Genomic DNA, 26,850 nt, shown 5'->3' with positions numbered 1-26,850 from the left:
AACAAATTTCCCTAATTCATTTTTATCTTTACCAACACCCGAGAACCACATGCAATTAACTGAACTCAAAGTCCTCCACGTATCCGCTCTGCTAGAAATGGCAGCTAGCTTGGAGATTGAAAACACACAACGGATGCGCAAACAAGAATTGATGTTTGCCATTCTGAAAAAACGTGCAAAGGCTGGTGAAACAGTATTCGGCGACGGCACTTTGGAAGTATTGCCTGATGGCTTTGGTTTCTTGCGCTCACCTGAAGCCTCTTATATGGCTTCTCCAGATGACATCTATATCTCACCTGCGCAGATCCGCCGCTTTAACTTGCACACTGGTGATAGCGTTGAAGGTGAAGTACGTACACCTAAAGATGGTGAGCGTTACTTTGCATTGGTAAAGGTCGACAAGATCAACGGTTTGGCTCCAGAGGCTCTCAAGAACCGCATCATGTTCGAGAACTTAACGCCTTTACATCCAAACCGCGTGATCAGCCTAGAGCGTGATATCAAGGCTGAAGAGAATCTAACTGGCCGCATTATCGACATGATCTCCCCTATTGGTTACGGTCAACGTGGCTTGATCGTAGCGTCGCCTAAATCCGGTAAGACTGTAATGATGCAACACATTGCACACGCAATCTCTGCAAACAATCCCGATGCTATTCTCATCGTATTACTCGTTGACGAGCGCCCTGAAGAAGTTACTGAAATGCAGCGCTCCGTTCGCGGTGAAGTAGTTGCCTCTACTTTTGATGAGCCAGCCGTGCGTCACGTTCAAGTTGCCGAGATGGTGATTGAAAAAGCAAAACGTTTAGTAGAGATGGGTAAAGATGTGATCATCTTGCTTGACTCGATTACTCGTCTTGCTCGCGCATACAACACGGTAGTTCCTTCATCAGGCAAAGTACTTTCTGGTGGTGTGGACGCAAATGCATTGCAACGTCCTAAGCGCTTCTTCGGTGCCGCACGTAATATTGAAGAAGGTGGTTCATTAACCATCATCGCCACTGCCCTGATTGAAACTGGTAGCCGTATGGATGACCTCATCTATGAAGAGTTCAAAGGTACCGGCAATATGGAAGTTCATCTTGAGCGTCGTTTGGCTGAGCGTCGTGTTTATCCATCTATTAACCTCAATAAATCTGGCACCCGCCGTGAAGAGTTGCTGGTTAAAGCTGAAAACCTCCAGAAGATCTGGGTATTGCGTAAATTACTGGCCGATATGGACGATATCGAAGCGATGAACTTCATCGTCGATAAGCTCAAATCCACCAAAAATAATGGCGAATTCTTCGACTTAATGCGTCGCGGAGGCTAATTTAGGGGTCCAGGGGGCTGTTTTAGCCCTTTTTGGACCTCCAAAATGCGCTTTGTTGTTGATTTCATGGCATAATTTCGCCTTTACTGCTTTTAAAACCTGGGAAAGTATTTAAGTCAATTTGGCTCAAACGGCTACCCGCTCATAGGACTCATAATGAAACCTGGCATTCACCCCGAATATCGTGAAATCGTCTTTGTAGACGTTTCTAACAACTTCAGCTTCAAGACTCGCTCCACAATGGCTACTAAAGAGACCATTAAGTGGGAAGATGGCAATGAATATCCATTGGCCAAGATCGAGACTTCATCTGAATCACACCCTTTCTACACTGGTACCCAGAAAATTATGGATACCGCTGGTCGTGTTGAGAAATTCCGTCAGAAATTCGGCACCAAGGCAGTTGCTAAGGCATCCGGTGATGGCGCTGCTAAAACAGCTGAGAAAAAAGCTGCTGCTGCAGAAGCTAAAGCTGCTGAAAAGCCAGCTAAGAAGAAGGCTTAATACACTTCTATTCGCAGGGTATGTGAAATACCTGCTCTGCGAGATAATTAAGGCAGCGTTTGCTGCCTTTTTTATTTTGAACTGCACACATGGTCAAACTTACCGCCGCTGCCACTAAATCTATTCCGCGCATTATTATTTTTGCGCTGACTTTGGTTTATGGTTTTGCTGGCCTCTTCTTTCGGGATCCCTGGAAAAACGAAGATGCCATTGGCTTTGGTGGCATGTGGACACTCTTTCGCGGTGACTCTATCGACTGGATAGTTCCGCATTTAGCTGGTCGCGACATCTCACTCGGTACACCACTGCCCTACTGGATTGGGGCAACCCTCATCAAATGGTTTGGTCCGCTCATTGGCGCTGCTAATGCTGCTCGTTTGTATTCCGCAATCTGCTTCTTTGCTGCTGCATTAGCTATTTGGTATGCAACCTATTTATTAGGTCGTCGTCGTGAAGTGCAACCAATGGCGCTAGCTGTTGGCGGTCAGCCAGATTTGAAGAGCTACGGCATGACCTTGGCCGATGGCGCTCTACTCATCTTCTTAGCTTGCGTAGGTCTAGCTCAGCGCGCCCACGAGACAACGCCAATGATGGCGCAACTGATGGGTATCAGTATTGTTCTTTATGGGACTGTGCGTGGCCTAGATAAACCATGGCAAGGTGGTTTATGGACTGGTCTTGGTATTGCCATCGTCGCACTATCAAGTAACCTTACCTTGAGCTTAATCATTGTTAGCTCAACTATTATTGCGGTCATTGCTAGCAATGCAAAGTTGCGCTTTCGCTGGACACTTACTAGCACTGTCTTAGGTTTAATTGGTTTTGCAATTTGGCCTTTGGTTTGGTACTTAAGTGATCTTTCACCACAGTGGCGACATATTGCTGAAGAAGGTTGGCGCAACATGCCAGAAATGCGCGCTACTCCATCTATCGAATCTCTAGGATTCTTAAGCGTGAACTTCTGGGCTTACGCTTGGCCTGTCTGGCCACTTGCAATCGTTTCACTTGCTCACTGGGGTCGAACTAAAGAAGCCGGTGCCTGGCGCGCTCCACACCTCGCCATCCCATTGAGTTTATTTATTGGTTGCTTGATTTATGTTCTATTCCGCCTAGAGGCGAATGAGCATGACTTGATGATCTTAATTCCGAGTCTTTCTATCATTGCTGCATTTAGCCTACCCGTTCTGAAGCGTAGCGTGATTAGCTTTATTGATTGGTTTGCGATGTTTAGCTTTACGCTCATCGCTCTAGCCATCTGGATTATTTGGTTGGCAAAAGTCACTGGGTATCCAGAATCTACTGCGGCAAATATTGCACGCCTACTACCGGGATTTGAGAGTCAATTTAATGTTCTGGCATTCATTGTGGCGCTCGTTATTACAGGCGTATGGCTTGCAGTTGTTCGCTGGAGAACTTCTCGCGCTCCAAAAGAAATTTGGCGCTGCCTCATTATCTCAGCATCAGGCACAACACTCATGTGGGTCTTATTAATGACTCTCTGGCTACCCACCATTAACTATGCTAAAACCTATCGTCATGTTTCTGCGCGTTTAGTGCAAATGGTTCCTTCAGGGGGCGGCTGCGTTGATACCAGCAATCTCGGTTTTGCTCAGCTAGCCTCTTTTGAATACTTCTCCAAACTAAACCTGCGCGATGATCCGAATTGCCCTTGGATGCTTACCCACAGCCAATCTGAGGCAAAAGCCTACGCTCAATTGAACAATAAGAAGCTCACCCTACTATGGGAAGATCGTCGTGCCGCTGACCGCGACGAGCGCTTGCGTCTTTACGAAGTTATCCCAGAATAAATCGTGCTGCATTTTAAGTTATCGCGCCTGCGCGAGGATATCCCCTCCTTACTAAAACTGGCTGGACCATTACTTATTGGGCAACTAGCAGTTATTGCTTTTGGCGTTCTAGATACGGCAATGACAGCGCGCTACTCAGCTGATGACTTAGCAGCACTCGCAATGGCTTCGGCCATCTTCATTAGTATTTATGTTGGCTTAACGGGTGTGATTTCTGCACTTGCACCAATTGCAGGTCAACTATTCGGCGCTAAACGGTTTTCAGAAATCGGCGAAGAAGTTCGTCAAGCAACTTGGCTTGCTTTAGGGTTGAGTGTTTTAGGCTGCTTCATTTTGCTCAATGCAGATCATTTGCTTGCCATCTCTCAGATGAATGCTGCGATTGAAGGTAAGGCAAAGCTTTACCTCAATATCTTGGCAATCGGCTTACCTGCCAGCATGGGAATGCGCGTCCTGATGGCGCTTCACAATGCCGTGTCTCGCCCTACCGTGATTACAGTAGTGCAAATCATCGGTCTAACCCTTAAATTACCCCTCAATCTGCTCTTTATTTATGGCGGCTTAGGCATTGAGGGCATGGGTGGTCCCGGTTGCGCAGTTGCCACGGTAATCATCAATTGGTCATGGCTACTCATGACTTTAGGCTTTGTATTGTTTGACCGCTTTTATAAGCCATTTAAGATCTTTACGCGCTTTAGCTTGCCTAACTGGCACCGTATCTGGACTTTACTGAAACTCGGTGCGCCCATTGGCTTTAGCTACTTAATTGAGGTGACTTCATTCACCTTCATGTCTCTATTTATCGCTCGCCTTGGAACTACCGCATTGGCTGGTCATCAAATTGTGGCGAATATGGGGACCGTTATTTATATGGTGCCACTTTCCCTCTCGATTGCAACGATGACGCTAGTATCTCAATCCATTGGCGCCAACAAACCTGAGCGCGCTGAAGAGATCGGCTGGTCTTCCGTCTTCTTCACAACTGCACTATGCATCAGCATTGGTATTGCTGTTTGGATCTTAAGAGTTCAACTACTTGATTTATATGATCCACCGGCAGAAGTGAAAGCATTCTCTATCCCCCTCTTCCTGTTTATTGCGTTTTATCAAGTCTTTGATGCGCTACAAATTACTGCGGCATTTATTTTGCGAGCTTACCGAATTGCTTTTTGGCCTATGGTCATCTACGCAGGCTCACTTTGGGGCGTCGGCCTTGGTGGTGGCTACCTCATGGGCTTTAATGTCTTAGGCAATACGCCTGAGTTCTTGCAAGGTGCTAATGGCTTCTGGGCGGGGAATAGCCTAAGCTTAGCTTTGGCTGCATGCTTTTTACTCTACCTGTTTAGAAGAACGGCGGAGCGCTATGAAAAAACGCATCCGCCGGTAGAGGTTTAATAAAAGGCTTACGCCTTTTACGTTTCTGCTCTGTTACTTATAAACCTTTAAAGTAGAAGCATCATCATCTAAACGTCTCTTTAGATTACGCTGCTGCCCAGCAGATCCAGGGTTATTGGTAATAAAGTTTTGATCAGCCAAATGCTTGCGGACATCTTCCGCCAAATCCAAAGAGGCTAACTTCATTAGCTTCGCGTTACTTGGTTTGTGACCAGTATCTCTGCCATCAATCTGAACGTCCTTGCCTTCTCCTGAAGCGACAAATGAGGCAACGATTTGGGAGGTCTTGGTGTCAACAATATTGAAGTCCACTGTCACCTCAAGTGTTACTTGTTGCGAGGTAGATTTTGTACCTGGGATATCTGCCACATTGTCTGTGCTGGAAATTTCAGCTAATACGCCATACAGCACATAGTCCGCATCACCAAAATCACCTGCCTTAATACGTTTGACGATATCAAAGAACTCGTCACCTTGATTAGGCGCAGCTACCGTAGCCTTAGCTTGCACTACCTTATAGCCAGACTTAATTAACAAACCACGAATGGGGTTAGCCAAGTAACGCAATTCGCCATACTCGCTATTGCTTTGATAGCCAGACTTCTTCATGCTTTGGGTGCTTGCACTCGATGAGCTTGAGCCTGGTGTCGCAGCATCGACCACTGGGGCTGGAGGCGCGCCTGCGCCAGGGCTTGTAGCCTTTGGATCGGATAAGTCTGTGAACTTCACTGGAAATGCAGATGAATTTGCACCGCCTGTAATAGCAGAGGCATTTGCTTTATCGGCATCTACTTCAATTGTCTTTGGCACAATAGTTGAGGAGATGCTGTTACCGGTAGTTGTTCTAGTCTCTTCAATAAAGGTTAAGTTCTTGCCTTCTCTTTTGATGTAGATATCCGTCACAGCAATAGATTTCGAATCAGCTTTGAGAGCCTCGGCATTAATAACTGGATTCTTGGGTGGATCAGCGGGCCTTTGACCAACGATCGCCGATTCCGCACTTGGAGCAGGCGGCTTAGTAGCGCAGCCAGCCAAGAAGACTAGGCCAACACTTGCACAAGCCAATAAGGTACTTTTTTTTAATAACATTCAATCCTCTACTGTATTGTGTGATGCATTAGCGCGTTGCAGTCTTACGAATCTCTTTTTCATCAGCCCATTCAAGCAGACCAGATTCGTTATTAATGAGATTCAGATTAAAGACGTAATAAACATCTTTTACATCCTTCGTATTCTTCACAATAGAAGCAATCGATCCCTCAATACGGTATTGAGCGCCTTGCATATTGCCAGTTTTGGCAATTGTGCTGTTCTTATAAAGGCCTGACTGATTCTGGCGCTTTAGCTCTTCTGTTTGATTTTGCATTTCAGAGACACTAACGGCAAAACGTACTTGACCACTCTTCATCAATTGCGTGCGGATCTTATCGGTAATCACGCGCGTATCAATGTATTCAGAAGTCTTATTCTTCACGTCTGCCAAGGTCACAATTGGAGCATCCTTGCTTCCAGAGATTGCTTTGGACTGTAGCAATGATCTTGTCATTGCCTCGGCAATCATCTGCAGATCAGTAGATCCATAATTTGCATTGACTGTCTCAACAGCTTTGGCATCGCCGTAACGCACTTGTGGTCCTGAGCAAGCAGCTAGAGCAGCTACAGATAAAACAATGGCGGATAAATGGATGGTTTTAGTATTCATAGTCATTTTCAATCAGTCCTAATATCTTCAATAAGGTGTTTTATTTGTATTGGTTTAACTCAAAACGAAAGTCAGTAGCATCTGGCGTTGGGGCTATACCCATAATAACGGTCGCCTGACCTTTGCCAACTGTCACAGGTTTCCATGCTTCTTCATCCGTCACTGCCATACCGTTTTTACCAAGCCATTTGAAGCGATAAGAAACGAGATTGGATTTACTCTCATTCAAAATCGTCACTTGTGCAGTTAATACGCCATTGCGCACCAGACTTCGCATATCGGTAATTTGAATGCTATCCGTGTCACCCATTCGTACTGTCATATCCTTCATGGATGGTGTTGAGCTACAAGCCGCTAGTGCAAGTGCAGTCAGAAGAATGGCAAGGTACTTATTCATCGAGGTCTTTCCTAATTAAAAAGCTGCTGAAAGCTGTTTAGCAGATTGGGTGGCTCATACGGCCTCACCCCTTCTATATTACTGCTTGCGGGGGTCTCAGAAGGAGCGGGAGCTGAGGCGGGATTCGGGTTTGATGCGGGTGCTGGAGTTGGCGTCGACGGCTGAGCTACAGCAGGCGAAGAAACAGTTGCTTTACTTACGGTAGGCGCCGGCAACTCTAGTGCAGCCTCCTCAGGTTTTGGGTCCTGAAAGCCACCCAGCAACTTTTTGAATCCAGCAAAGGTACCTTCGGGTGGCTTAGATTCTATTAATGCAGGCATAGGAGCGGTGGTAGCAACAACTGAGGTTGTAACTGGAAGTGGAGTAGCAGTGTTTATGACGGCAGCAGGATCAGTTGGTTTGGGTGGCAGAGCTGCGGGATCATTTGAGGTGAGCACTGTAGCTTTATTTCTGAACATCCGAATGTAGACCACGTTATACCCACCAACCAAATTGACTGTTTGTGACGCTGTTACACCAGATGGCAAAGTGTATTTAAGAACGGTGGGGCCAATTGGCAATCCCATTCTGGCCATATATGTTTGTGCCGGCAATGTTGACCAGTGGCGCACATCTGTCACATTGATGGCTTGCAAACCATATCCCGTAATCATTCCGGCAATAGCCCCTATAAGAGCGGTGGTGCCATTGTTTTGGTTATTCTGATTGCGCTGATTGGCGGCTTGTTGAGCGGCGCGATCTGCCGCATATTGCGCAGTCAGTGATACCAATGCCCTTGAAGAAGCTCTTAAGACATAAGCAGGCATCTCATCGCGTAAGTTCTTACGAGCCATGGCATCAATATTCGCAACCAATTCAGGATTGGCCACTCTGTCACCCAGTTGAATCAATGAGGGTCTAAAACGCTCAGTAGATTTTTCAATCACAGGGAAAGTTAAAGTGATGAGCTTTGAATTGCCGCCGATATTAAATGTTTGGCTAATTTGATAAGGAATAATTTTAGGCATATACCCCGTATCAATCACGATCAAGGTATCAGCAAAAGATTTTTTACTGCGATTAGCAATATTGGAATCTAACTTAGCAATACTGGTTTTAAAGAAATTAACTTGTGGGCGCAACTCGATTGCAAGGCGATATCCTGGAGCAGCCAAGCTAGCCTCACCTTGTGACTCATGAATAAAGCCTGACAAGTAATACGCTGCTGGATTTTGATAAGAGTTCTTGAGGCTACGCGTTTCTTCATCATCCAATAAATTAATTGGATAGCCGCTGATGTTTTCAATGCGACTGGTAGCGGCCTGAGTATTTGGATTGGCTTGCTGCTCACGCTCTACTTTAGATACTGCACTGACCTTGCTTTGAATAAGCTCTTCAATCACCTTCTCGCGCTGAGCCATCTTTTTCGCCTCTACCATGGCGTCATCCCAACGACCTTGTGAGAGATGATTTAAAGCTAAGGTCTGACTTAACAAAGTCACTTCATAAGGCTTGGGGTCGTACTCACTACTAAAACCTTCAGACAAAACATAGGAGCTAGCCCCTGAAAAAGAGCGCCTCAGTTTGTCGCTAGTCGTTAACTCCCAACGACTGACCAATTGGTCGGCAGCCAATAGGTTTTGTGTACTGCTTGGGATCTGAGAAGGACCCTGTAAGCGCTGCACTTCTCCCATCTCCATATAGTAGAGGGTATTTTTATCCTTGAATGCACCTTGAATGACAGCCGCAGTGTTCTGCAAGTCTCCGTTTTTGAATGGCTCCTTAGATTCATTCATCTTCAATTGCTGAGTCTGCGTTGCGCAGCCAACCAAGAAAGTGACTGTCAGCACGATACCGAATTTAGAAAAGTCTAATGCTGAAAATTTAAGCAAATTGATGGGTTGGTGAATAGGGTAGAAAAACAATAGTGCCTTTATTTAACTGTCATTCTTTTAACGCCTGAAAACAGCTTGAAGCTGACATAAAAATAGCTTATTACTCTAATTTTGCGCCAGATTGCTGCACTACCCTACCCCATTTAGCGGCTTCCGAAGCAATTAGCTTGGAAAGGTCCTTGGAACTGCCAGGCGCTGGGTCTAGGCCACCAGCTAAAAGACGGGATTTAACCTCGGAATTACTCAAGGTATGACGCACCATTTGATTGAGTTGCTTTTGAATATGTGGAGGCAAATTCGCTGGCGCCATCAAAGAAAACCAGGAAACCGCTTCAAACCCGGTCAATCCCTGCTCAGCCAGAGTAGGAATTTCTGGGGCAGCATGAGAGCGCTTGAGCGTGGTTACTCCTAGAGCCTGCACTTCCCCGGCCTTAATCAGAGCCAAAGAGGATGAAAGGTTATCAAATAGCATGGAGATACGGCCGCTCAATAAATCTGGCAATGATTGGGCGCGGCCCTTATAAGGAATGTGACGAATTTGAACGCCAGCCATTTCTTTAAATAACTCACCTGACATATGTAGTGAAGTGCCGACTCCTGATGAACCAAAAGTCAATTGATCTGGCTTTGCTTTTGCCAATTCAATTAACTCATGAAGATTATTCACACCTAATTTTTTATTCACAACAAGTACATTGGGTGTGCTAGCTAAAAAACTAATCGGTGTGAAATCTTTTACGGGATCATAAGAAAGCTTTTCATAAAGAGCGCCATTAATCGCATGAATACCAACAGTACCGATGAGCAAGGTATATCCATCGGGCTCACTCTTCGCAACTAGGTCAGCACCAATATTGCCGCCATACCCTGGCTTGTTCTCTACCAATACTGGAACCCCTAAGCTTTGCTGCCAATTTTCAGCGAGTACGCGGGCCAAGATATCTGGTGCGCCGCCTGGAGTAAAGGTGACAATAATCCGAATTGGCTGCTTAGGCCAAGTAGGCTTTACTGCCGATTTAGATTGTCCATGAGCGCTGACAGTCACTAGCAACGCTAGACAGAAAAGCAGGACATGCTTAAAAGACTTATGGAATTGCATATTTGATGACCGCAGAACTAGACCGAGGGGTCTAAGTTAAAAACCAAAGCGAGAGCGTAGCCACAGCCAGCCCTCGTACTTCACGGGGTCATCAGCGCAAGGGCCGATACCGCATTCCAGCAAGGTGGAAATAAGATTTCCGAATACCAACAAAATGAAAAGGATAACTAAAGTATTTGCAAACCAGGAGCGTGAACGCACATCTCGATTAGGCAACATTAACAACACTGCCAAACCTAGCAATAAACCGGTGTAGCCAACATAAGCCCAAGTATAGAAATGCAATTCTAAAAAGGTTTTACCGAAGCCTTGATCGCCCGGCAAAATATGTAAGAATACTTGGCGCAATGAAACCATCATCCCCACTAGGCCACCAATAATGCCCCAGCCGTAATGAGAAGAATGCGCACCACAACGAATATTTAAGACCAATGCAAAACCAATAATCACAAATCCAATACGTTGCATTAAGCATAGTGGGCAAGGCAACTCACCAAAATAGATTTGATCTACAAATGCAAAGGCCAGCATGCCAACAACAGCAAGCAGCGCAAGTTGATTACCCAACGCGGCTAATGAAGGAAAAGAATGTCTGCTCATAATGAATTACAGACTAATGTTGAGATGGCTATTTGCATGAAAACGGAACCAAACCAACAGGGTTCCAATAGTAATTGCCAAAAGTATTAAGCCTGCAAGGCGTTTCTCAAACCAGACCAATACGAGTCCGATAAAAGCTGTCAGGAAAGGCAGGAACATATACATAAAGGAATTCTAGCGCAGGAGGGTCTACATATGGATAAAAACTCTATTACAAGGCTTGGGAAATGGTCTTTTCTCGATTTAAGACACTTGCCTTTGATTAGAATAAGCCTATGACTGTCAACTCCACCCCACCCTGCTTGGATTTACAAATCGACGGAAAAATTGCGCGAGTTACCTTTAATAATCCCGCAGCCCGTAATGCGCTTACTTGGCCCATGTATGAAGAGCTAAAACAGATTTGCGACTCACTGGCAAAAAACACCGATATTCGAGTAGTCATTTTTCGGGGGGCAGGAGACAAAGCATTTGTTTCGGGAAGCGATATTCAACAGTTTGTTGATCTCAAAGAGAATGAGGCTTATGAGGTAGCTGTCGATCACATCTTTGCCTCTTTACAACAACTACCTATGCCAACGATTGCCATGATTGAAGGTTTGGCAGTGGGTAGCGGACTTTTAATGGCAACCGCTTGTGACTTTCGAATTTCTACACCCGAAGCACGCTTTGGTATACCAGTAGCCAAGACCTTGGGTAACTGCTTATCACCAAGCAATCTATCCTGGCTCGCCACACACCTTGGCGTACCTACCGTGAAGAAAATGTTACTGACTGCAGAACTGATTAAGGCGCCAGAATTATTGGAGTCAGGTTTTCTGTATCAAACAATAGATGCATCAGAAATAGATGCGGCAACAACTGCGCTGGCACAAAAACTGGCATCGCTTGCGCCGATCACGCAAAAGGCAAGCAAGCTGGCATTGGCGCGTCTACTCCAAAGCAATCTACCTGATTGCACAGACCTTATGCGTGAAACCTACAACAGCAAAGACTTCAGAGAGGGAGTAAACGCCTTCTTAGAGGGTCGCCCACCCCAGTGGATTGGTAAGTAAGGCCTATAGAGCTGTTGTACTAGCCCTTAGAGTTTAAAAACTCCACTACGATTTTTACAAACTGATCTGGAACCTCAACATGAGGTACATGACCGACATTCTCAATTGGCACTAGTTTTGCATTTGGAATAGCTGCCTGCGCTTTTTTTCCTAACTCAGGAAAATTACCCAAAGACTTAACTGCTTCTGGCGGTGCAAAGCGACGTCCAAATACGGTGCGATCCTTTTGGCCAATAACCAATAACACCGGCATCTTTAGTTGCGGCAAGTCATTCACCACCGGTTTTTCTGCAATCATCTGATAGGTCAGCACAGAAGTCTTTGCATAAGCTGGATAGTCTGGGCCTTTTTGTACTCGTACATAAACCTCTACAAATTTTTCGTAACTAGGCTGCCAAACTGGAAAATAGGTTTGCAGAAAACGACGGTAGCTAGTTTCTGTTTGCGCCATTTCTAACTTCAGAAGATCTTCATTCTTCTGCGGAGGAATATCTTTGCTGTAATCCTCAAGACCCAGCGGATTCTCTAGGACCAACTTTTGCACTGTTTGAGGATATAGACGTGCGAAACGAACGCCAACCATTCCACCCATTGAGTTAGCGATTACTGAAACTCGCTGGATATTGAGAGACTTTAATAGAGCCTGAGTATTGGCAGCTAAATCATCGAAGTGGTAAGCCACATCAGGCTTGGAGGACTTTCCAAAGCCAATCTGATCTGGCGCAATTACCCGGTAACCCGCTTTAGATAGCCCAGCAATTGTCGGTGCCCAATAGTCGCTAGAAAAGTTCTTGCCATGGAACAAAACTACCACGCCCTTTTGCTTGCCCAAACCAGCAACGTCCATATACATCATGCTGGCTGGTTGCCCTTGCAAGGAAGTCTTGAATTCTTTCAAGGGATAGGGATATGGCCACTTACTTAAGCGCAAATCTAAAGGGGCTGCATCAGCATAGAGACTAGCTGTAGGAGTAGGTTTGCTGGCTTGCTCATTATGGGCGCAAGAAATAAGAAGTAGAGACAGTGCGCCCGCCAAAAATACGAAACCTATTTTCTTAAGCAAATAATTCATCAAGCAAACCCTTTTTGTATTTAGATAACTTTTGTCTTTAAATTAGGCAGGCCTGCAACGCTACCTTCGAGCACGTCACCTTTTTTAACAGGACCAACACCTGCTGGCGTGCCTGAGAAAATGAGGTCTCCTGGCTCCAAAGTAAATAGAGTGGAAAGATAAGCAATCGTATCGGGTACGTTCCAGATCAGTTGGTTGAGATCGCCTTCTTGACGAACTTCGCCATTCACTAATAGTTTGACTAAACCTTTAGCTGGATGCCCACACTGGCTAGCTGGAGTAATCTCACCACAAGGCGCAGATTGATCGAACGCTTTGCCGGTATCCCATGGGCGACCCATCTTCTTTGCCTCGCCTTGAAGATCGCGCCTAGTCATATCCAAACCAACGCCATAACCATATACATGCTCAAGTGCTTTATCAGCGGAGATATTCGCACCACCCTTGCCAATCGCTACAACCATTTCAATTTCGTGATGAACATCATTTGATAGCGCGGGATAAGCCATATCTTTGCCATCAGTCACAATTGAATTGGCGGGCTTCATAAAAAAGAATGGCGGCTCACGATCGGGATCATGACCCATCTCACGAGCGTGATCGGCATAGTTACGGCCAACACAATAAATGCGATTGACTGCAAAGCGACGAGTATCACCCGTAACTGGCAAGGAAACTACTGCTGGGGGATCAATCACAAATGCTGAGCACATAAAAACCTTTCTATGAATTTTGCTAAATGAGTGTTTTATTTCTGATGAGTAGAAGTATGGCGCAATTTCAATAACAAGATACTGAGAGCCAAGGCAAAGGTCAATGCATTTGCCATGATCAGGGGCCACTTCTCAATAATGAGACCATAGATGAGCCACAAGCCCACGCCAACTGTAAACAAGGAATACATCCCTAGCGAAATACCCGAAAGATCCTTAGTACGCCAAGAGCGAATCGCCTGAGGCAGAAAGGCAATCGTGGTCAAGAATGCAGCGCAATAACCAATAATCTCAATTTGATGGGGCTCTAGGGTCATTTAGGCATTGTAATTAGGGAAATTTGCAAATCATTGACGCAGCGCATGAATTTGATTTGTGTTCATAATGGAAAATCGTAACTCAACCTAACATTAAAAATACAAAATGAGACAACAAATTATTAAGGGCCTAGGCCTACTCCTGTGCAGCAGCCTGATCAGCAGCCCACTCCTTGCTCAAAGCAATAGCGCGGCAATCAAAAACTATCCTGAAAAGCCTATTAAGCTGGTCATCCCCTATCCACCAGGTGGAGCAACCGACGTCATTGGTCGCATCATGGCGCAAGAATTGTCAAAGTCACTTAACCAGCAAGTAATTCCAGACAATCGCGCAGGCGATAGCGGCAATATTGGAGCTGATATGGTGGCCAAGTCACCTGCGGATGGCTACACCCTACTGATGGGGGCCCTCACATCGCACTCCATCAATGCCAATTTGGATAAAGACAAAATCAAATACAACCTGGAAAAGGATTTCACACCAGTGGATGTGGTGGGTGTGGTGCCGCTCGTATTTGTAGTGAACCCTTCGGTACCAGTTAAGAATATGAAAGAGTTCATTGCCTATGCAAAAGCGAACCCAGGCAAACTTACCTTCGCTTCATCTGGTGCTGGCGCCCCACAACGCCTTGCAATGGAAATGTTTCGCAATCAGCTTGGCTTAGATCTATTACATGTACCTTACAAGGGTAGTGGCCCTGCGATGACCGACCTAGTTGGCGGACAAGTGCTGACAATGTCTGAGACCGTACCAGCAGCCTTGCAATTTATTCAGTCTGGCCAACTAAGAGCCTTAGCGGTAACAACCTCTAAACGGATTAGCCAATTACCAGATGTGCCAACAATCACCGAAGCTACTGGCTTACCTAATTTCGATGTAGTCAGTATGTTTGGAATTTTGGCACCAGCGGGAACCCCTAAGCCGATTATTGATAAGCTCAGCGAAGACATTAAAGTGATCCTACAGCGCCCTGAAGTTCAAGAGCGCATGTTAGCTGCTGGAGTGTATGTGAATTACTTATCACCCGCCGACTCTGCGAAACGCATTCACAGAGAATTAGCAATGTGGGCAAAAGTAGTGAAAGATGCCAACATCAAAGCCGACTGATGCTGTTCGAATCCACCAACACTCTACTAAGAGTGTTGGTGATTAATTAATGCTTTTTTGTACCGGCTTTACGCGCTTCAACTTCTTTATTGATAGCGGCAATTGTTTTAGCGTCAGGTGATTTCCAATTACCGCCTGAGTTATTCACCATATAAACCAAAGCGTCCGCAAAGCCTTGAATGCTGAGATTAGGATTGCCGCCTTTAGGTGGCATTCCCCTCACACCAAAGTAAGCATGAGCAGTCAGAGTTGCTTGCCCTTCTGCAATTAAAGGCGCCCACTTAGCCTTGTCACCAAATTTAGGGGCATTCAAAACGCCCGTACCGTGGCAATTAGCGCAGACTTGTTTATAAGTGCTCTCGCCAGATTGCGCGTTAGCAATTTGTAAAAACGTAGCGCCAAATAAACAAGGCAAGATAAAGATAAAGGACTTTAAGCGCATCAGGGCACCCTCTTAGTAAATAGATGACTAAGAATGTATCTCAAATTGCAGAGATCTGCCTACACCCAATAAAACAATCAGGCTAGGCCGAGGGCGCTAGCAATCTGATAGGTGATAAATGCAGCAATATAGGCCAATCCAAAAAGATAGCTCAACATAATGACGGGAATCTTCCAACCTCCCGTCTCTCGCTTGACTGCTGCAATAGTAGATAGGCATTGAGGGGCAAATACAAACCAAGCCAATAAAGAAAGTGCAGTAGCAAGGGACCAACCGCTAGAAATCAAGGGAATCAAAGCATCTGCAGCGTCCGCACTTGAGCTAGACAATGCGTATACCGTTGCCAAAGAGCTCACCACAACCTCACGCGCTGCCATACCAGGAACCAGGGCAATACTGATTTGCCAGTTAAACCCAATTGGCGAGAACACATAAGCTAAGGCTTGGCCTAACATCCCAGCAAAGCTGTATTGAATAGGTGACCCTGTTGCACCTTCTGGAGGCAATGGGAAACTAGACAGCACCCACAAACCAATTGTCATTACCAAAATAATGCCGCCGACTCGACGTAAGAATATTTCTGCGCGTTGCCATAAGCTGATCGCCAAGTTACTTAAGCGTGGCATGTGATAGCCAGGTAACTCCATCATCAGTGCGTTCATCTTAAATTGCTCACTCGTAAAGCGCTTCAGAATCCAGGCAACTGCCATCGCGCCCAAGATTCCAGCAAGGTAGAGCAAGAACAAAACTAAGCCTTGCAAATCAATGCCGGCCCAGAGCTTTTGCTCTGGAATGAACGCCGAGATTAGTAAGGCATATACCGGTAAACGTGCAGAACACGTCATCATCGGCGCAATCAAAATAGTCACCATACGATCACGCGCATTCGAAATACTTCTAGTGGCCATAATCCCAGGAATTGCACAAGCAAAGCTAGAAAGCAGCGGAATAAAAGATCTACCGGAAAGACCAACTGACCCCATCACCCTATCCAAGAGATACGCTGCTCTTGGAAGATAGCCGGATTCTTCAAGCAACAGAATAAAGAAGAACAAAATCAGAATCTGCGGCAAGAAGATCACCACACCACCTAAGCCAGCCAAAATTCCGTTGATCAATAAACTGCGCAACCACCCATTGGGCAGTAATTCAGCAATATGGCCACCAAGGTATTCGACTGCATCCTTAATGAGATCCATCGGTACAGTCGCCCAACTAAAGACCGCCTGGAAAATGCAAAAGAGCAAGACCACCAAAATAATAGGACCAAGAACTGGATGAAGCAATACCGCATCCAGGCGATCAGTTAACTGATCAGGAATAATGCGATCTAACTTCAAGTTTTGCAGAATTTTTTGTACTTGAACATTGTCTGATTCGGTATGCGCAATATGAGAAGCTACATTCTCCAAAGTAGCGTCACTTGTTCCAGTGCGCAAACTATCTAAGTTGCGCCAGTCTAGATTGGACAGAAACTGTTTAATCTCATCAGCACCATTAGATTGAATGCCAATACTGGTAAGCACAGGCAGGCCCAGCTCATTTGATAGCGCAGCAGTATCTATTTGCAAGCCTTGACGCTTGGCGATATCGAGCATGTTGAGCACTACGACACAAGGCAAGCCAAGGCGCTTTGCAGCTAACACCAAGCGTAAGTTACGACGTAAATTAATTGCGCTTAATACGCAGATCACCAAATCAGGACGCTTCTCACCCTCCGCCCTACCAAGTAATACATTGCAAGTTACCCGCTCATCAAGTGATCTTGGATAAAGGCTATATGCACCCGGCAAATCGAGAACACGAATATTTTTTTCTGAGTCTAGTGTCAGACGTCCTTCTTTACGCTCAACAGTAACGCCAGAATAATTAGCCACCTTTTGGCGACTACCAGTCAATAAATTAAATAGCGCTGTTTTGCCACAATTGGGATTGCCCAAAAGCGCTACGAGTGGCTCACTAGGAAAAAAGTGGACTTTGGATTCAGACATGCTGCAAAGATTCGACCAAAATCATGCGTGCTTCCGATTGGCGTAAGGCAAAAGTTGAAGCGCCTACGCGAACCATATACGGACCCTTACCAAGCAAACCTTTACGCAATACAGTGACTTGCTCCCCAGGTAAAAAGCCAATATCTTCCAACTGCCCTTTAATTTGGGGCGCACCTTTAGGCACGTCCACCTCAGTAACGCGATAAAGACTGCCTAAGTCGACTTGGTCTAAATTCATTAAATATGCTTTTTAGCTTGTTTAAAGCCCATTATAGCGACAAATGAGAATGAATATCATTCGTTTAAAGGGCTGACTATCTGGCAATAATGCCTCTTTTGAGGCGCCTAAGGCTTGATCCAGAACAAATGGAGGGGGATTAATACGCCCTTCAATGGCTAAGGTGTGCTGTAACCATATTTTTGCAAGATGGCTTTTGCTTTAGGTCCCTGCATAAAGCGGTAAAGATCTTGCGCCTCTTGAGGTGCGCCTTTTATCAGCACCATACGTTGCTTGATGGGCTCATACATTTTTGTATCTACCGCAACATAACTCGTTTGTCTTACAAGCTCCGGCGACTTTGCTAATGAAAATGCAGTAAAGCCAAGATCAGCAGCGCCACTAGCTACATACGTAGTGGCGGATCCAATATTGTCGGCATAAACAAGCTTGTCTTTTACAAGATCCCACAGACCTTCTGCTTTTAAATACTGAACAGCTGCTCTGCCGTAGGGTGCAAGTTCAGGCTTAGCAATCGCTACCTTATTGGCCTTACTGATTGCCTTGGCAATGTCTGACTTACTATCCGACAAATAAATGCCAGACGATGTTTTGGTGATGATGACTAGCTTACCAATGGCGTAAATCGAACCATCATCCACTGTCTTGCCATTTTTGAAGATCTCAAGTGGAAACTGCTCATCAGCCGCAATAAATAAGCTGAAAGGTGCTCCATTCATAATTTGCGCAGCGAAATTACCGGATGAGCCATAAACCACTCTCATCTCAGACTTACCAGTAGATTTAAATTCAGTGGCAATCTCCGCAAAAGCATCTTTCATGTTGGCCGCAACAGCAATAGTGGCAACCTGTGCGAATACACTACCGGTAAGGGCAAAAGATACAGCGAGGAAGATAAAGATCCGCTTGGTCATGTCGAATCCATTCTAGTGGATTCATTGGTCTTTAGAAAACTATAGCCAATCCTGAATTTGCCTATTGAGGCTGACCGCTTTATACCCCGGTGTTTCACCGGAGGCACTTCGAATCTTGCGTATCAACTTAGAAGATGCTGACTGAGCAGCCATCTCCTTGTGCATAGCCACAAAGAAAATCTCATCCTTGAGAGGTACAAATCCAAGACCGTTTTCTAGGGCAATATTCTTCACCCCTAAGCCCACATCGGCCTTACCTGCAAGGATCGCATTGGCTACAGCTGAATGGGTAAATTCCTCATGGAGATAGCCGTTAATGTCTGAGGGATCGATTTCCTCCTCCATCAATAGGTTATCCAACAGTAAACGCGTCCCGGAGCCGATTTGGCGATTAATGAAGCGAACTTTTTTGCCAATCAGATCTTCAATCGTACGAATACGCAGTGGATTTCCCTTTTTCACTATCAAGCCTTGAATACGCTTCATCACAGGATAGATTTCAATATTGTTTTTTGATAAGCGCTGATAAATTGCTTTTGAGTTATCTTGATCAGAGACATGATAGCCAGCAATATGCGCTTCGTTACTGAGAAGCCTCTCTAGAGATTCGCCTGAACCTGCAATTTTGAGTTCAAGCCCCTGAATTTCTCCAGCTGCTTTTTGTATGACTGAATCACTACTGGAGAAAAATTTCCAGCGCACGCTTTCTGACTTTTGTATTTTCTTAATTTCTTTTAATAATCTATCGTGATACTGGGCATCATGCTTTAAGTGCTCAGCCTGCATATCTTCAATAAACTGAATTAAAAAAGTTCCGAATTCAGTCAACTCGGAACCATGGCCTTTGGTCCGAATAATCAGTGGCATACCCAATTCAGCTTCCACTTGATTGAGCTTGCCCCACGCTCCTCTATAGGAAGTGCCTGATTTTTTACTAGCCACAACCAGGGAGTTCCCTTGACCGATGTCTTTTAGCAGCTGGGCGAGCCAAATCAGATCGACAGAAGCCCCTCCATCAACCTTGGTATTCACAATCAACGTGGGGCGAACTTCAATTTGCATATGTAATTTTTTGCATATTCATTAAGTATTAATGTATGCGATGATATCTTTTTTATCAACCCTTTCGAGTGCAAATATGAAAAAAATGTTTCGGAGACTATTCCTTTCTACCCTCGTAGCTTTATCTATTCCTGCGGCACAGGTTTATGCCCAGGAGAAAAGCATTGTGGTTTCATCTACCACCTCTACTGAGCAATCAGGTCTATTCAATTACATGCTGCCCATCTTTAAGATGAAAACTGGCATCGAAGTCAAAGTAGTAGCCGTAGGCACTGGTCAGGCGCTAGATATTGGTCGACGTGGCGATGCAGATGTCGTGTTTGTTCACGATAAAGTTGCTGAAGAAAAATTTGTTGAGGAAGGTTTCTCAACAAAACGATATGAAGTGATGTACAACGACTTTGTTCTCATTGGACCTAAGTCAGATCCAGCGAAAATTGCTGGCGGCAAAGACATTCAAGTAGCACTTCAAAAAATTGCTGCTGCACAAGCACCATTTGTATCACGCGCAGATAAGAGTGGCACTCATGCAGCTGAATTGCGTTACTGGAAAGGCGCCGGCATCTCCGTCTCCCCTGGCCCATCTTGGTATAAAGAAACCGGCTCAGGCATGGGCCCTGCCCTGAATACTGCATCCGCAATGAATGGCTACATCTTGGCTGACCGTGGCACTTGGCTCAGCTTTAAGAATCGCGGCGATCTCGCAATCTTGGTTCAAGGTGATCCAAAGCTATTTAACCAATACGGAGTGATGCTAGTAAACCCAGCTAAGTTTCCTCATGTGAAAAAAGTACAAGGTCAGGAGTTCATTAATTGGCTCATTTCCAAGAATGGTCAAGACGTGATTGCTAGCTACAAGATTGATGGCGAGCAACTCTTCTTCCCTAACGCAAAGCAATAAAAAAGCCCGCGTTAGCGGGCTTTTTCTTACTGGCGTAACGCCCAGTTAATTCAATAACGTGAAGTCTTTATTTCTTTGGTGTTACAAAGCCAATGGCTGTGTCGTCAACAAACTCAACCATCACGTCATCACCAGCTTTAAATTTCTCAAGACCGAGAACAGCTTGATCTACTTTAACTTTTTGCTTCTCGCCGCTAGGCATTGTGAAAGTCACGATACGTGTCTTTTGGTCAATTGTTGAAATCTTTACAGTTGCATATACAGTTTCTGTAGTCTCTTCAAATGGCTTAGCAGAACCTTTGCCTGCTACTACTACTGAACGCACACCAGATACGCCAGGTTTTTGATCTTTACCAACAGCTGTCAAGCCAACAGCAACCGCTTGAGCATGCTCAACCAAGAATACGTCGCCTTTTTTAACTTTATCCAAATCATTGATAGATTTAGAAACATTCATCTGAGCCAAATTACCGTTAGCATCTTTCAATACAACGATGCGCTTCTTAGCATCTACTGAATCAACAGTAGCGCTCAAAACTACAACGTCAGCTGCCAAGGGCATCATTTTTGCAGGGAGTTGTGCAAACACAGAGCTTGCAAGGGTAAGACCTGCTGCTGCGAATAAACCAGTCAATAAAGATTTCTTCAAGATAACTCCTAATGAGTAAAAGGTTTCAGAGGGGCTCAATACAGAGCCACAATTCATTGTAACCATGGATTGAGCCGTTTTTAGTGCGACGCCGAACTATCTACCACCCCCACTTCTTTGGTAAATTGGGCGAGAAATCAAAATAAGGGCGCCCAAGATCTTGGAAATACTACTGAAATCGTGGAAAGAAGCTGAAGTAGACGCCTTTTTGGTGCGCCAGGAAGTTTTTATCCTAGAGCAAGGCGTACCAGCCGAGCTTGAATTGGATGAGCTTGATTCGTCAGCAGCCCATGTCCTAGCCTATCAAGACGCGCACTGTATTGGCACAGGAAGACTTGTGAATTTAAGCGCTAAGCAGGCTCAAATTGGACGCATGGCTGTCTTAGCCAAATTCAGAGGAAAAGGCATAGGGAAGCAAATCCTGCAAAAGCTAGTAGATCAAGCAGCCTCTCAGGGGGTGCGGGAGATCATCTTACATTCCCAAGTCAGCGCGATCCCTTTCTATGGAAAACTGGGTTTTCAAGCTCAAGGGGACGTCTATGAAGAGGCCGGCATTCCACATCGTAATATGATGCTCACATTAGCAAACCCAGATTAATATGCAATGACTACTAACACCACTTCAGCCCCTTCAACTTTTACTTACGTTCATCGAGTTTGCTATTCCGATACTGATGCTGCTGGCTTTGTTTATCACGGTCGTTATTTGGAGATTTTTGAACGTAGTCGTGCAGAGTGGCTTTCCCAACGCGGCTTAAGCCCTACCAAGCTTGCAAATGAATTCACCATGGTCATGCCCTTACGTGAGCTCACCATGAACTTCTATAAGCCAGGACGTCTGGATGATTTACTTTACATAGACCAAGTGATTGAGCATCGTGGCCGCACACAAGTGACCGTTAAGCAGACAGCACAAAGAAAGCTTCCCGATAGCGAAGAGTTTCAGGTGATCGCAAGTGCTGTATTGCATATTGTCTGCGTTGATACCAATACCCTCAAGCCTAAGGCTTGGCCTGATTGCGTATTCCAAGATGAGTAATGCATGAAATGGATCAAACCATGTCTGACGGCAAACTGCTGACCTTCGTAAAAGAACTTAGCCTGCTGCTTGAGCAAAAGCCAAGTGAAGCTGTGATTTTTACTAAAGGGAAAAAATTACTAGAGAATCTCATTGCCGTAGATGATTGGCTTCCCGAGGAATTTACCAAGCCTCACCCCCAGTATTACCAACAATACCTCTTATATGCTGATCCATTAGATCGATTCTCGGTGGTGAGCTTTGTGTGGGGTCCAGGACAAAAAACGCCCATTCACAATCACACCGTCTGGGGAATGGTTGGTCAACTGCGCGGTCAAGAAAAAGGCACGCCTTACTATCGACAAGCAAATGGTGAATTCAAACCTGGCGAATCCTGTGTTAGCCCACCAGGACATGTAGATACCGTCTCACCTGCAACCCATGATATTCATGTAGTGGAAAACAATATGAGTGACCAGACTTCTATCAGCATTCATGTGTATGGCGGCAATATTGGACGTATTCATCGCTCCGTATTTGACCCTGTCACCGGAGCAGAAAAATCTTTTGTCTCTGGCTACGCCAATTCCGTCATACCAAACCTCTGGAATCCAGCTTAATCAGATAATTCTCGAGCTTTGGGGTCGATGACTTAAAATAGAGGTTCTTACTGCAAACGCACTAGCGTGGCAGCTCACCCCATTGACCGGGATAGTCGATTTTTAAGTACGTTGAATACGGGTCAATACTTTATTGGTCCCTATGTTATTTACAGATCTTGGTTTATCAGAACCCATTCTTCGCGCTATTGCCGAAGAAGGCTATACCAGCCCCACACCGATTCAAGCTAAATCGATTCCTGCCGTTTTGAAAGGTGGTGATCTATTAGCTGCAGCACAAACTGGTACAGGCAAAACCGCCGGCTTTACTCTTCCAATTTTGCAGCGCTTGACTTCAAGCAAGGCAAGTTCAGGCAAGCGCTTATTACGCGTTTTGATTCTGACACCTACTCGTGAATTAGCCGCCCAAGTCCAAGAGTCTGTCGTGACCTATGGCAAATACACTGGCTTAAAGTCCACAGTTATTTTTGGCGGTGTTGGCGCCAATCCACAAATTAAAGCAATTGCTGGCGGTCTCGATATTTTGGTTGCGACACCAGGACGCCTATTGGATTTAATGTCACAAAATTGCGTGTCTCTTAAAGATATTGAGATTTTAGTTCTCGATGAAGCCGATCGAATGCTCGACATGGGCTTCTTGCGCGACATTAAAAAGATCTTAGCCGCGCTACCAAAGCAGCGTCAGAATCTGCTCTTCTCAGCAACCTTCTCCACCGAGATTAAAGCACTAGCAGACGGGTTACTAAATGCACCGGAGTTAATTGAGGTAGCTCGCAGCAATAGCACCAACGAGGCAATCGCCCAACTCATACATCCAGTAGATAGAACCAAGAAGCATCCACTATTAGCTCATCTCATTAAGAGCAACGACTGGCAGCAAGTGCTGGTCTTTACTCGCACCAAGCATGGCGCTAACAAATTAGTGACGCAGCTAGAAAAAGATGGCATCACTAGCATGGCTATTCATGGCAACAAGAGCCAATCCGCCCGTACTAAAGCATTGGCTGATTTCAAGGCAGGTAAGTTAACCGCCTTAGTTGCTACCGATATTGCAGCGCGCGGAATTGATATTGACCAACTTCCTCATGTTGTTAATTACGACCTACCGAACGTCTCTGAAGATTACGTACACCGCATTGGACGTACAGGCCGTGCAGGGTCAAACGGCGTAGCAGTATCTTTAGTATGCGTTGATGAACACCAGATGCTGAGGGATATTGAAAAACTGATTAAGCAAAAACTACCGCAGGAAGTGATTGCAGGTTTTGAGCCAGATCCAAATGCAGTGGCACAACCCATTCAGCTGCGCAGTCAACAGCATCAGCAATCTAGAAAACCAAGACCTGCTGGCTCTGGTGGCGCCCCATCCAAAAAGACTCCAGCAAAGCGCGGCAGCCCACCTAAAAGAAGCTTTAACCGTTAATTTCACCTACGTTTAGAATATTTAGCATGAGCCAAAACGCAGAAACTTTACCGAACGAACCACGTCTCACCTCTCTCTCGCATGGCGGGGGCTGTGGTTGCAAGATTGCCCCTGGAGTGCTTTCGGAGATTCTAAAGAATGTTCCGCAGCTGCCCTTTCCAAAAGAGTTGCTCATCGGCATTGAAACATCTGATGATGCTGCGGTTTATCAAATCAATGAGTCGCAAGCAATCGTTGCGACAACCGATTTTTTCATGCCGATCGTGGATGATCCATTTGATTTCGGAAAAATTGCTGCCACTAATGCGATTAGCGATATCTATGCGATGGGTGGCACACCTTTGTTTGCACTTGCCTTAGTTGGCATGCCAATTAAGGTTTTATCAAACAAAACTATTGCTTGCATCTTGGAAGGTGGCGCCGAAGCTTGTCGCAGCGCTGGCATTCCTATTGCCGGTGGACACACAATTGATTCTGTTGAACCTATTTATGGATTAGTGGCAATTGGCATTGTTGATCCTAAGCGTGTAAAGAGTAACGCCAGCGCAAAACCGGGCGATGTACTTATTCTAGGAAAACCTCTAGGCGTAGGAATCCTATCGGCTGCCTTGAAAAAAGATCTATTAGGGCCAGATGGATATCGAGAGATGATCTCCAACACCACCAAGCTCAATGCTGCAGGACCTGATCTGGCTAAGCTAGATGGTGTTCATGCTTTAACTGATGTCACTGGATTTGGCTTAGCTGGTCACACTCTAGAGTTAGCACGCGGTTCTAACTGCACAGCACATATTGACTGGAGCCAAGTGCCTCTACTCTCTAACGTACAGACACTGGCCGATGATGGCGTGATTACTGGTGCCTCAGATAGAAATTGGCTTAGCTACGGTAATGAAGTTGGCATCCCAACAGACTTCACTCCAGCTCAACGTGCTTTGTTAACAGATCCACAAACGAGCGGCGGACTACTTGTGTCTTGTAGTCCCGATAGCGTCACAGAGGTGTTGGATATTTTTAATCGACATCACTTCTTGGGCGCCCGCGTCATTGGTCAAATGAGCAAGCGTCAAGAGAAGCCGCTGGTTATTTCTTGAGATTAAATACGCTTGAGAAATCAAGCTGACCATTTCCTGCATTGCTATGAGTTTCATAAAGTTGCTGCGCTAACTTTCCAAGCGGAACGCTAGCATCTAGGTTCTCGGCATTCTCAACTGCCAAGCCTAAATCCTTGAGCATAAGGTCAACTCCAAAACCGCCTGCGTACCCCTTTGAGGATGGCACGTTCTCCATCACGCCCGGACAAGGGTTATAAAGTTCCAGCGCCCAATTGCGTCCCGAACTTTTTGTCATGATGTCAGACAGCACCTTAGGATCAAGGCCATTCGCAATGCCTAAGCGCAGCGCTTCACTCGTGCCAAGCATCTGAATACCCAAGAGCATATTGTTGCAAACCTTAACAGTCTGCCCCGCCCCATTAGCACCTGCATGAAAAATATTCTTGCCCATCTTCTCAAGCACTGGCCGGGCGCACTCTACCGCCCCAGCATCACCCCCAACCATAAATGTTAAGGTGCCAGCTTGCGCACCAGCGGTACCACCAGAGACGGGCGCATCAATCATGTCAAAACCTTTTGCCTTAGCTGCAGCAGCAACTGCTTGTGCTACCTTGGGTGAAATAGTTGAGCAATCAATCAGTAAAGTTTTAGGATTGGCGTTTGCCAATAAGCCCGTATCACCAAGATATAAACCTTCAACATGACGTGAAGCAGGCAGCATGCTAATCAATACATCAGCATCTTTTGCCGTGTCGTTAGCATTAGCCGCAACAATGCCCCCCGCAGTAGCAAATGCATCTAATTGACCCTTTGCCAAATCAAAGCCCGATACCTGATGACCCGCTTTTAATAAGTTAAGAGCCATTGGTAAGCCCATATTGCCAAGTCCAATAAATCCGATTTTCATAATGCTCCTAGTTTTATTGTTTTCTTGAGGCTAAGTATTTCACACCCTCAGATCCATATGATTCTGCATGAGGCTGCTTTAATTCCAGATGAAACATTTCTCCAGCCTTGTAATTCTTACTTAGACCATCAATCACAATGGTGATATCGCCTTCGACAACAAGAGCCCTCACTTCAAATGGATGCTCATGGACGCCAATCTGACCATTGGGAACTTGCTGAACCTCTACCGGCTCAGGAAAGCCATCCCGACGTAGTAACTGCAAAAATTGCTCTGAATTCATGCCTTAACTATAGCGTGGATATACTCACCTGGCATTAAGCAATTTTTCATGAGGGAGTCATGATGGTAAAAGTAATTGGGTTGATTGAATTGCAGGATGAAGGCGCTTTTGAGCAATATCGATCCCAAGTAGGCCAGACTGTAGAGCTATACAAAGGCTCAATCAAAAATCGGGGCGCCGTTGCCGACGTTTTTTGGAATGAACTTGGTTGTGCACCATTCAGCACATTCGTAGAATTGGAATTTCCTAGCGCAAAAGATGCCAAGACTTGGGCCAACAGCCCTGAGTACCAAGAACTTGTACCCAATCGCAACAAAGCAATGAAGTTGACCTTATTCAGTATTGCAATATAAGTCTGGTCGATCCACTCTAAAAGCTCAGGCACTAGAAA

31 protein-coding genes are annotated in these 26,850 nt (G+C 45.5%); 13 read left to right on the top strand and 18 right to left on the bottom strand.

The window, feature by feature from the left end:
* Positions 1-49 precede the first annotated feature (49 nt).
* From rho to QMF28_RS03625, 4 genes are all read left to right on the top strand, one after another.
* Positions 50-1,312 carry a transcription termination factor Rho gene (rho, locus tag QMF28_RS03640; protein WP_068321061.1) on the top strand — a complete coding sequence of 421 codons (1,263 nt, stop codon included), beginning with the start codon at positions 50-52 and terminating at the stop codon, positions 1,310-1,312.
* Positions 1,313-1,468: 156 nt separating this feature from the next.
* Positions 1,469-1,816, top strand: coding sequence for a type B 50S ribosomal protein L31 (locus tag QMF28_RS03635; RefSeq protein WP_068321059.1), 348 nt, complete (start codon positions 1,469-1,471; stop codon positions 1,814-1,816).
* An 89-nt stretch (positions 1,817-1,905) separates the two neighbouring features.
* A complete protein-coding gene (locus tag QMF28_RS03630; protein WP_281743311.1) occupies positions 1,906-3,624 on the top strand; it encodes an ArnT family glycosyltransferase in 1,719 nt (572 codons plus the stop codon).
* 3 nt (positions 3,625-3,627) lie between these two features.
* A complete protein-coding gene (locus QMF28_RS03625) occupies positions 3,628-5,019 on the top strand; it encodes an MATE family efflux transporter (protein ID WP_281743310.1) in 1,392 nt (463 codons plus the stop codon).
* A 33-nt stretch (positions 5,020-5,052) separates the two neighbouring features.
* Here QMF28_RS03625 and QMF28_RS03620 read toward each other — a convergent pair whose 3' ends face one another.
* The 7 genes from QMF28_RS03620 to QMF28_RS03590 form a co-directional block, all read right to left on the bottom strand.
* Entirely contained in the window at positions 5,053-6,108 is a 1,056-nt protein-coding gene (locus tag QMF28_RS03620; RefSeq protein WP_281743308.1) for a hypothetical protein, read from the bottom strand.
* Between the two features lie 28 nt (positions 6,109-6,136).
* Positions 6,137-6,727 (bottom strand): penicillin-binding protein activator LpoB, encoded by a 591-nt coding sequence (lpoB, locus tag QMF28_RS03615; RefSeq protein ID WP_068321042.1) that lies wholly within the window; start codon positions 6,725-6,727, stop codon positions 6,137-6,139.
* 34 nt (positions 6,728-6,761) lie between these two features.
* Positions 6,762-7,118 (bottom strand): YcfL family putative periplasmic lipoprotein, encoded by a 357-nt coding sequence (locus QMF28_RS03610; protein WP_281743306.1) that lies wholly within the window; start codon positions 7,116-7,118, stop codon positions 6,762-6,764.
* Between the two features lie 11 nt (positions 7,119-7,129).
* The gene (locus tag QMF28_RS03605; RefSeq protein WP_281743304.1) at positions 7,130-8,947 is read right to left on the bottom strand and encodes a COG3014 family protein; all 1,818 of its coding nucleotides are present in this window, start codon (positions 8,945-8,947) and stop codon (positions 7,130-7,132) included.
* Positions 8,948-9,092: 145 nt separating this feature from the next.
* Positions 9,093-10,091 carry a Bug family tripartite tricarboxylate transporter substrate binding protein gene (locus tag QMF28_RS03600; RefSeq protein ID WP_281743303.1) on the bottom strand — a complete coding sequence of 333 codons (999 nt, stop codon included), beginning with the start codon at positions 10,089-10,091 and terminating at the stop codon, positions 9,093-9,095.
* Between the two features lie 36 nt (positions 10,092-10,127).
* Entirely contained in the window at positions 10,128-10,691 is a 564-nt protein-coding gene (locus QMF28_RS03595; protein WP_281743302.1) for a disulfide bond formation protein B, read from the bottom strand.
* A gap of 6 nt (positions 10,692-10,697) precedes the next feature.
* On the bottom strand, positions 10,698-10,850 hold the full coding sequence (locus QMF28_RS03590; protein WP_281743614.1) for a DUF5993 family protein: 153 nt from the start codon (positions 10,848-10,850) through the stop codon (positions 10,698-10,700).
* Positions 10,851-10,966: 116 nt separating this feature from the next.
* On the opposite strand from QMF28_RS03590, the gene QMF28_RS03585 reads away from it, so the two are divergent.
* Positions 10,967-11,746, top strand: a complete 780-nt coding sequence (locus tag QMF28_RS03585) for an enoyl-CoA hydratase/isomerase family protein (RefSeq protein WP_281743300.1) — start codon at positions 10,967-10,969, stop codon at positions 11,744-11,746.
* Positions 11,747-11,765: 19 nt separating this feature from the next.
* Here the strand turns inward: QMF28_RS03585 and QMF28_RS03580 are convergent, their stop codons facing one another.
* Genes QMF28_RS03580 through QMF28_RS03570 form a run of 3 tightly spaced genes read right to left on the bottom strand, consistent with a single transcriptional unit; the run spans position 11,766 to position 13,848 of the window.
* Positions 11,766-12,818 (bottom strand): alpha/beta fold hydrolase, encoded by a 1,053-nt coding sequence (locus QMF28_RS03580; protein ID WP_281743298.1) that lies wholly within the window; start codon positions 12,816-12,818, stop codon positions 11,766-11,768.
* Between the two features lie 20 nt (positions 12,819-12,838).
* Positions 12,839-13,531 carry a fumarylacetoacetate hydrolase family protein gene (locus QMF28_RS03575; protein WP_068321029.1) on the bottom strand — a complete coding sequence of 231 codons (693 nt, stop codon included), beginning with the start codon at positions 13,529-13,531 and terminating at the stop codon, positions 12,839-12,841.
* Positions 13,532-13,566: 35 nt separating this feature from the next.
* Positions 13,567-13,848 carry a SemiSWEET transporter gene (locus QMF28_RS03570; protein WP_068321027.1) on the bottom strand — a complete coding sequence of 94 codons (282 nt, stop codon included), beginning with the start codon at positions 13,846-13,848 and terminating at the stop codon, positions 13,567-13,569.
* A gap of 106 nt (positions 13,849-13,954) precedes the next feature.
* On the opposite strand from QMF28_RS03570, the gene QMF28_RS03565 reads away from it, so the two are divergent.
* On the top strand, positions 13,955-14,956 hold the full coding sequence (locus tag QMF28_RS03565; RefSeq protein WP_281743294.1) for a Bug family tripartite tricarboxylate transporter substrate binding protein: 1,002 nt from the start codon (positions 13,955-13,957) through the stop codon (positions 14,954-14,956).
* A 46-nt stretch (positions 14,957-15,002) separates the two neighbouring features.
* Here QMF28_RS03565 and QMF28_RS03560 read toward each other — a convergent pair whose 3' ends face one another.
* The 5 genes from QMF28_RS03560 to QMF28_RS03540 all read right to left on the bottom strand — a co-directional run bounded on the left by QMF28_RS03560 (position 15,003) and on the right by QMF28_RS03540 (position 19,603).
* Positions 15,003-15,398, bottom strand: coding sequence for a c-type cytochrome (locus tag QMF28_RS03560; protein ID WP_281743292.1), 396 nt, complete (start codon positions 15,396-15,398; stop codon positions 15,003-15,005).
* A 77-nt stretch (positions 15,399-15,475) separates the two neighbouring features.
* Entirely contained in the window at positions 15,476-17,389 is a 1,914-nt protein-coding gene (gene feoB / locus QMF28_RS03555) for a ferrous iron transport protein B (protein ID WP_281743289.1), read from the bottom strand.
* Entirely contained in the window at positions 17,382-17,627 is a 246-nt protein-coding gene (locus QMF28_RS03550) for a FeoA family protein (RefSeq protein WP_068321020.1), read from the bottom strand. The genes feoB and QMF28_RS03550 overlap by 8 nt, the downstream gene beginning before the upstream one ends.
* Before the next feature lie 158 nt (positions 17,628-17,785).
* On the bottom strand, positions 17,786-18,541 hold the full coding sequence (gene modA / locus QMF28_RS03545; protein ID WP_281743286.1) for a molybdate ABC transporter substrate-binding protein: 756 nt from the start codon (positions 18,539-18,541) through the stop codon (positions 17,786-17,788).
* 39 nt (positions 18,542-18,580) lie between these two features.
* Positions 18,581-19,603, bottom strand: a complete 1,023-nt coding sequence (locus QMF28_RS03540; RefSeq protein WP_281743284.1) for a substrate-binding domain-containing protein — start codon at positions 19,601-19,603, stop codon at positions 18,581-18,583.
* Positions 19,604-19,688: 85 nt separating this feature from the next.
* On the opposite strand from QMF28_RS03540, the gene QMF28_RS03535 reads away from it, so the two are divergent.
* On the top strand, positions 19,689-20,504 hold the full coding sequence (locus tag QMF28_RS03535; protein WP_281743612.1) for an ABC transporter substrate-binding protein: 816 nt from the start codon (positions 19,689-19,691) through the stop codon (positions 20,502-20,504).
* A gap of 67 nt (positions 20,505-20,571) precedes the next feature.
* On the opposite strand, the gene QMF28_RS03530 is transcribed toward QMF28_RS03535, so the two are convergent.
* On the bottom strand, positions 20,572-21,153 hold the full coding sequence (locus tag QMF28_RS03530) for a hypothetical protein (protein WP_281743282.1): 582 nt from the start codon (positions 21,151-21,153) through the stop codon (positions 20,572-20,574).
* Between the two features lie 160 nt (positions 21,154-21,313).
* On the opposite strand from QMF28_RS03530, the gene QMF28_RS03525 reads away from it, so the two are divergent.
* The 5 genes from QMF28_RS03525 to selD all read left to right on the top strand — a co-directional run bounded on the left by QMF28_RS03525 (position 21,314) and on the right by selD (position 25,308).
* The gene (locus QMF28_RS03525; RefSeq protein ID WP_281743281.1) at positions 21,314-21,751 is read left to right on the top strand and encodes a GNAT family N-acetyltransferase; all 438 of its coding nucleotides are present in this window, start codon (positions 21,314-21,316) and stop codon (positions 21,749-21,751) included.
* A gap of 6 nt (positions 21,752-21,757) precedes the next feature.
* On the top strand, positions 21,758-22,192 hold the full coding sequence (locus tag QMF28_RS03520; RefSeq protein WP_216214374.1) for a YbgC/FadM family acyl-CoA thioesterase: 435 nt from the start codon (positions 21,758-21,760) through the stop codon (positions 22,190-22,192).
* Positions 22,193-22,200: 8 nt separating this feature from the next.
* Positions 22,201-22,791, top strand: a complete 591-nt coding sequence (locus QMF28_RS03515; protein WP_425594909.1) for a cysteine dioxygenase family protein — start codon at positions 22,201-22,203, stop codon at positions 22,789-22,791.
* Between the two features lie 142 nt (positions 22,792-22,933).
* A complete protein-coding gene (locus QMF28_RS03510) occupies positions 22,934-24,214 on the top strand; it encodes a DEAD/DEAH box helicase (RefSeq protein WP_068321007.1) in 1,281 nt (426 codons plus the stop codon).
* Between the two features lie 26 nt (positions 24,215-24,240).
* Entirely contained in the window at positions 24,241-25,308 is a 1,068-nt protein-coding gene (gene selD / locus QMF28_RS03505) for a selenide, water dikinase SelD (RefSeq protein ID WP_281743278.1), read from the top strand.
* Here selD and mmsB read toward each other — a convergent pair.
* Together mmsB and QMF28_RS03495 are read right to left on the bottom strand one after the other, a co-directional pair.
* A complete protein-coding gene (gene mmsB / locus QMF28_RS03500; protein ID WP_281743608.1) occupies positions 25,298-26,179 on the bottom strand; it encodes a 3-hydroxyisobutyrate dehydrogenase in 882 nt (293 codons plus the stop codon). The two genes, selD and mmsB, sit on opposite strands and share 11 nt — an antisense overlap.
* A gap of 10 nt (positions 26,180-26,189) precedes the next feature.
* The gene (locus tag QMF28_RS03495) at positions 26,190-26,459 is read right to left on the bottom strand and encodes a cupin domain-containing protein (protein WP_281743277.1); all 270 of its coding nucleotides are present in this window, start codon (positions 26,457-26,459) and stop codon (positions 26,190-26,192) included.
* Positions 26,460-26,518: 59 nt separating this feature from the next.
* Here QMF28_RS03495 and QMF28_RS03490 point away from each other — a divergent pair, with 59 nt between their 5' ends.
* Positions 26,519-26,812 carry a DUF1330 domain-containing protein gene (locus QMF28_RS03490; RefSeq protein ID WP_281743276.1) on the top strand — a complete coding sequence of 98 codons (294 nt, stop codon included), beginning with the start codon at positions 26,519-26,521 and terminating at the stop codon, positions 26,810-26,812.
* Positions 26,813-26,850: the final 38 nt, after the last annotated feature.

This window comes from Polynucleobacter yangtzensis, from assembly GCF_027924165.1.
Lineage (GTDB): Bacteria > Pseudomonadota > Gammaproteobacteria > Burkholderiales > Burkholderiaceae > Polynucleobacter > Polynucleobacter yangtzensis.
The sequence above is the reverse complement of the archived record's forward strand: the minus strand, read 5'-3'. Positions and strand labels throughout refer to the sequence as shown.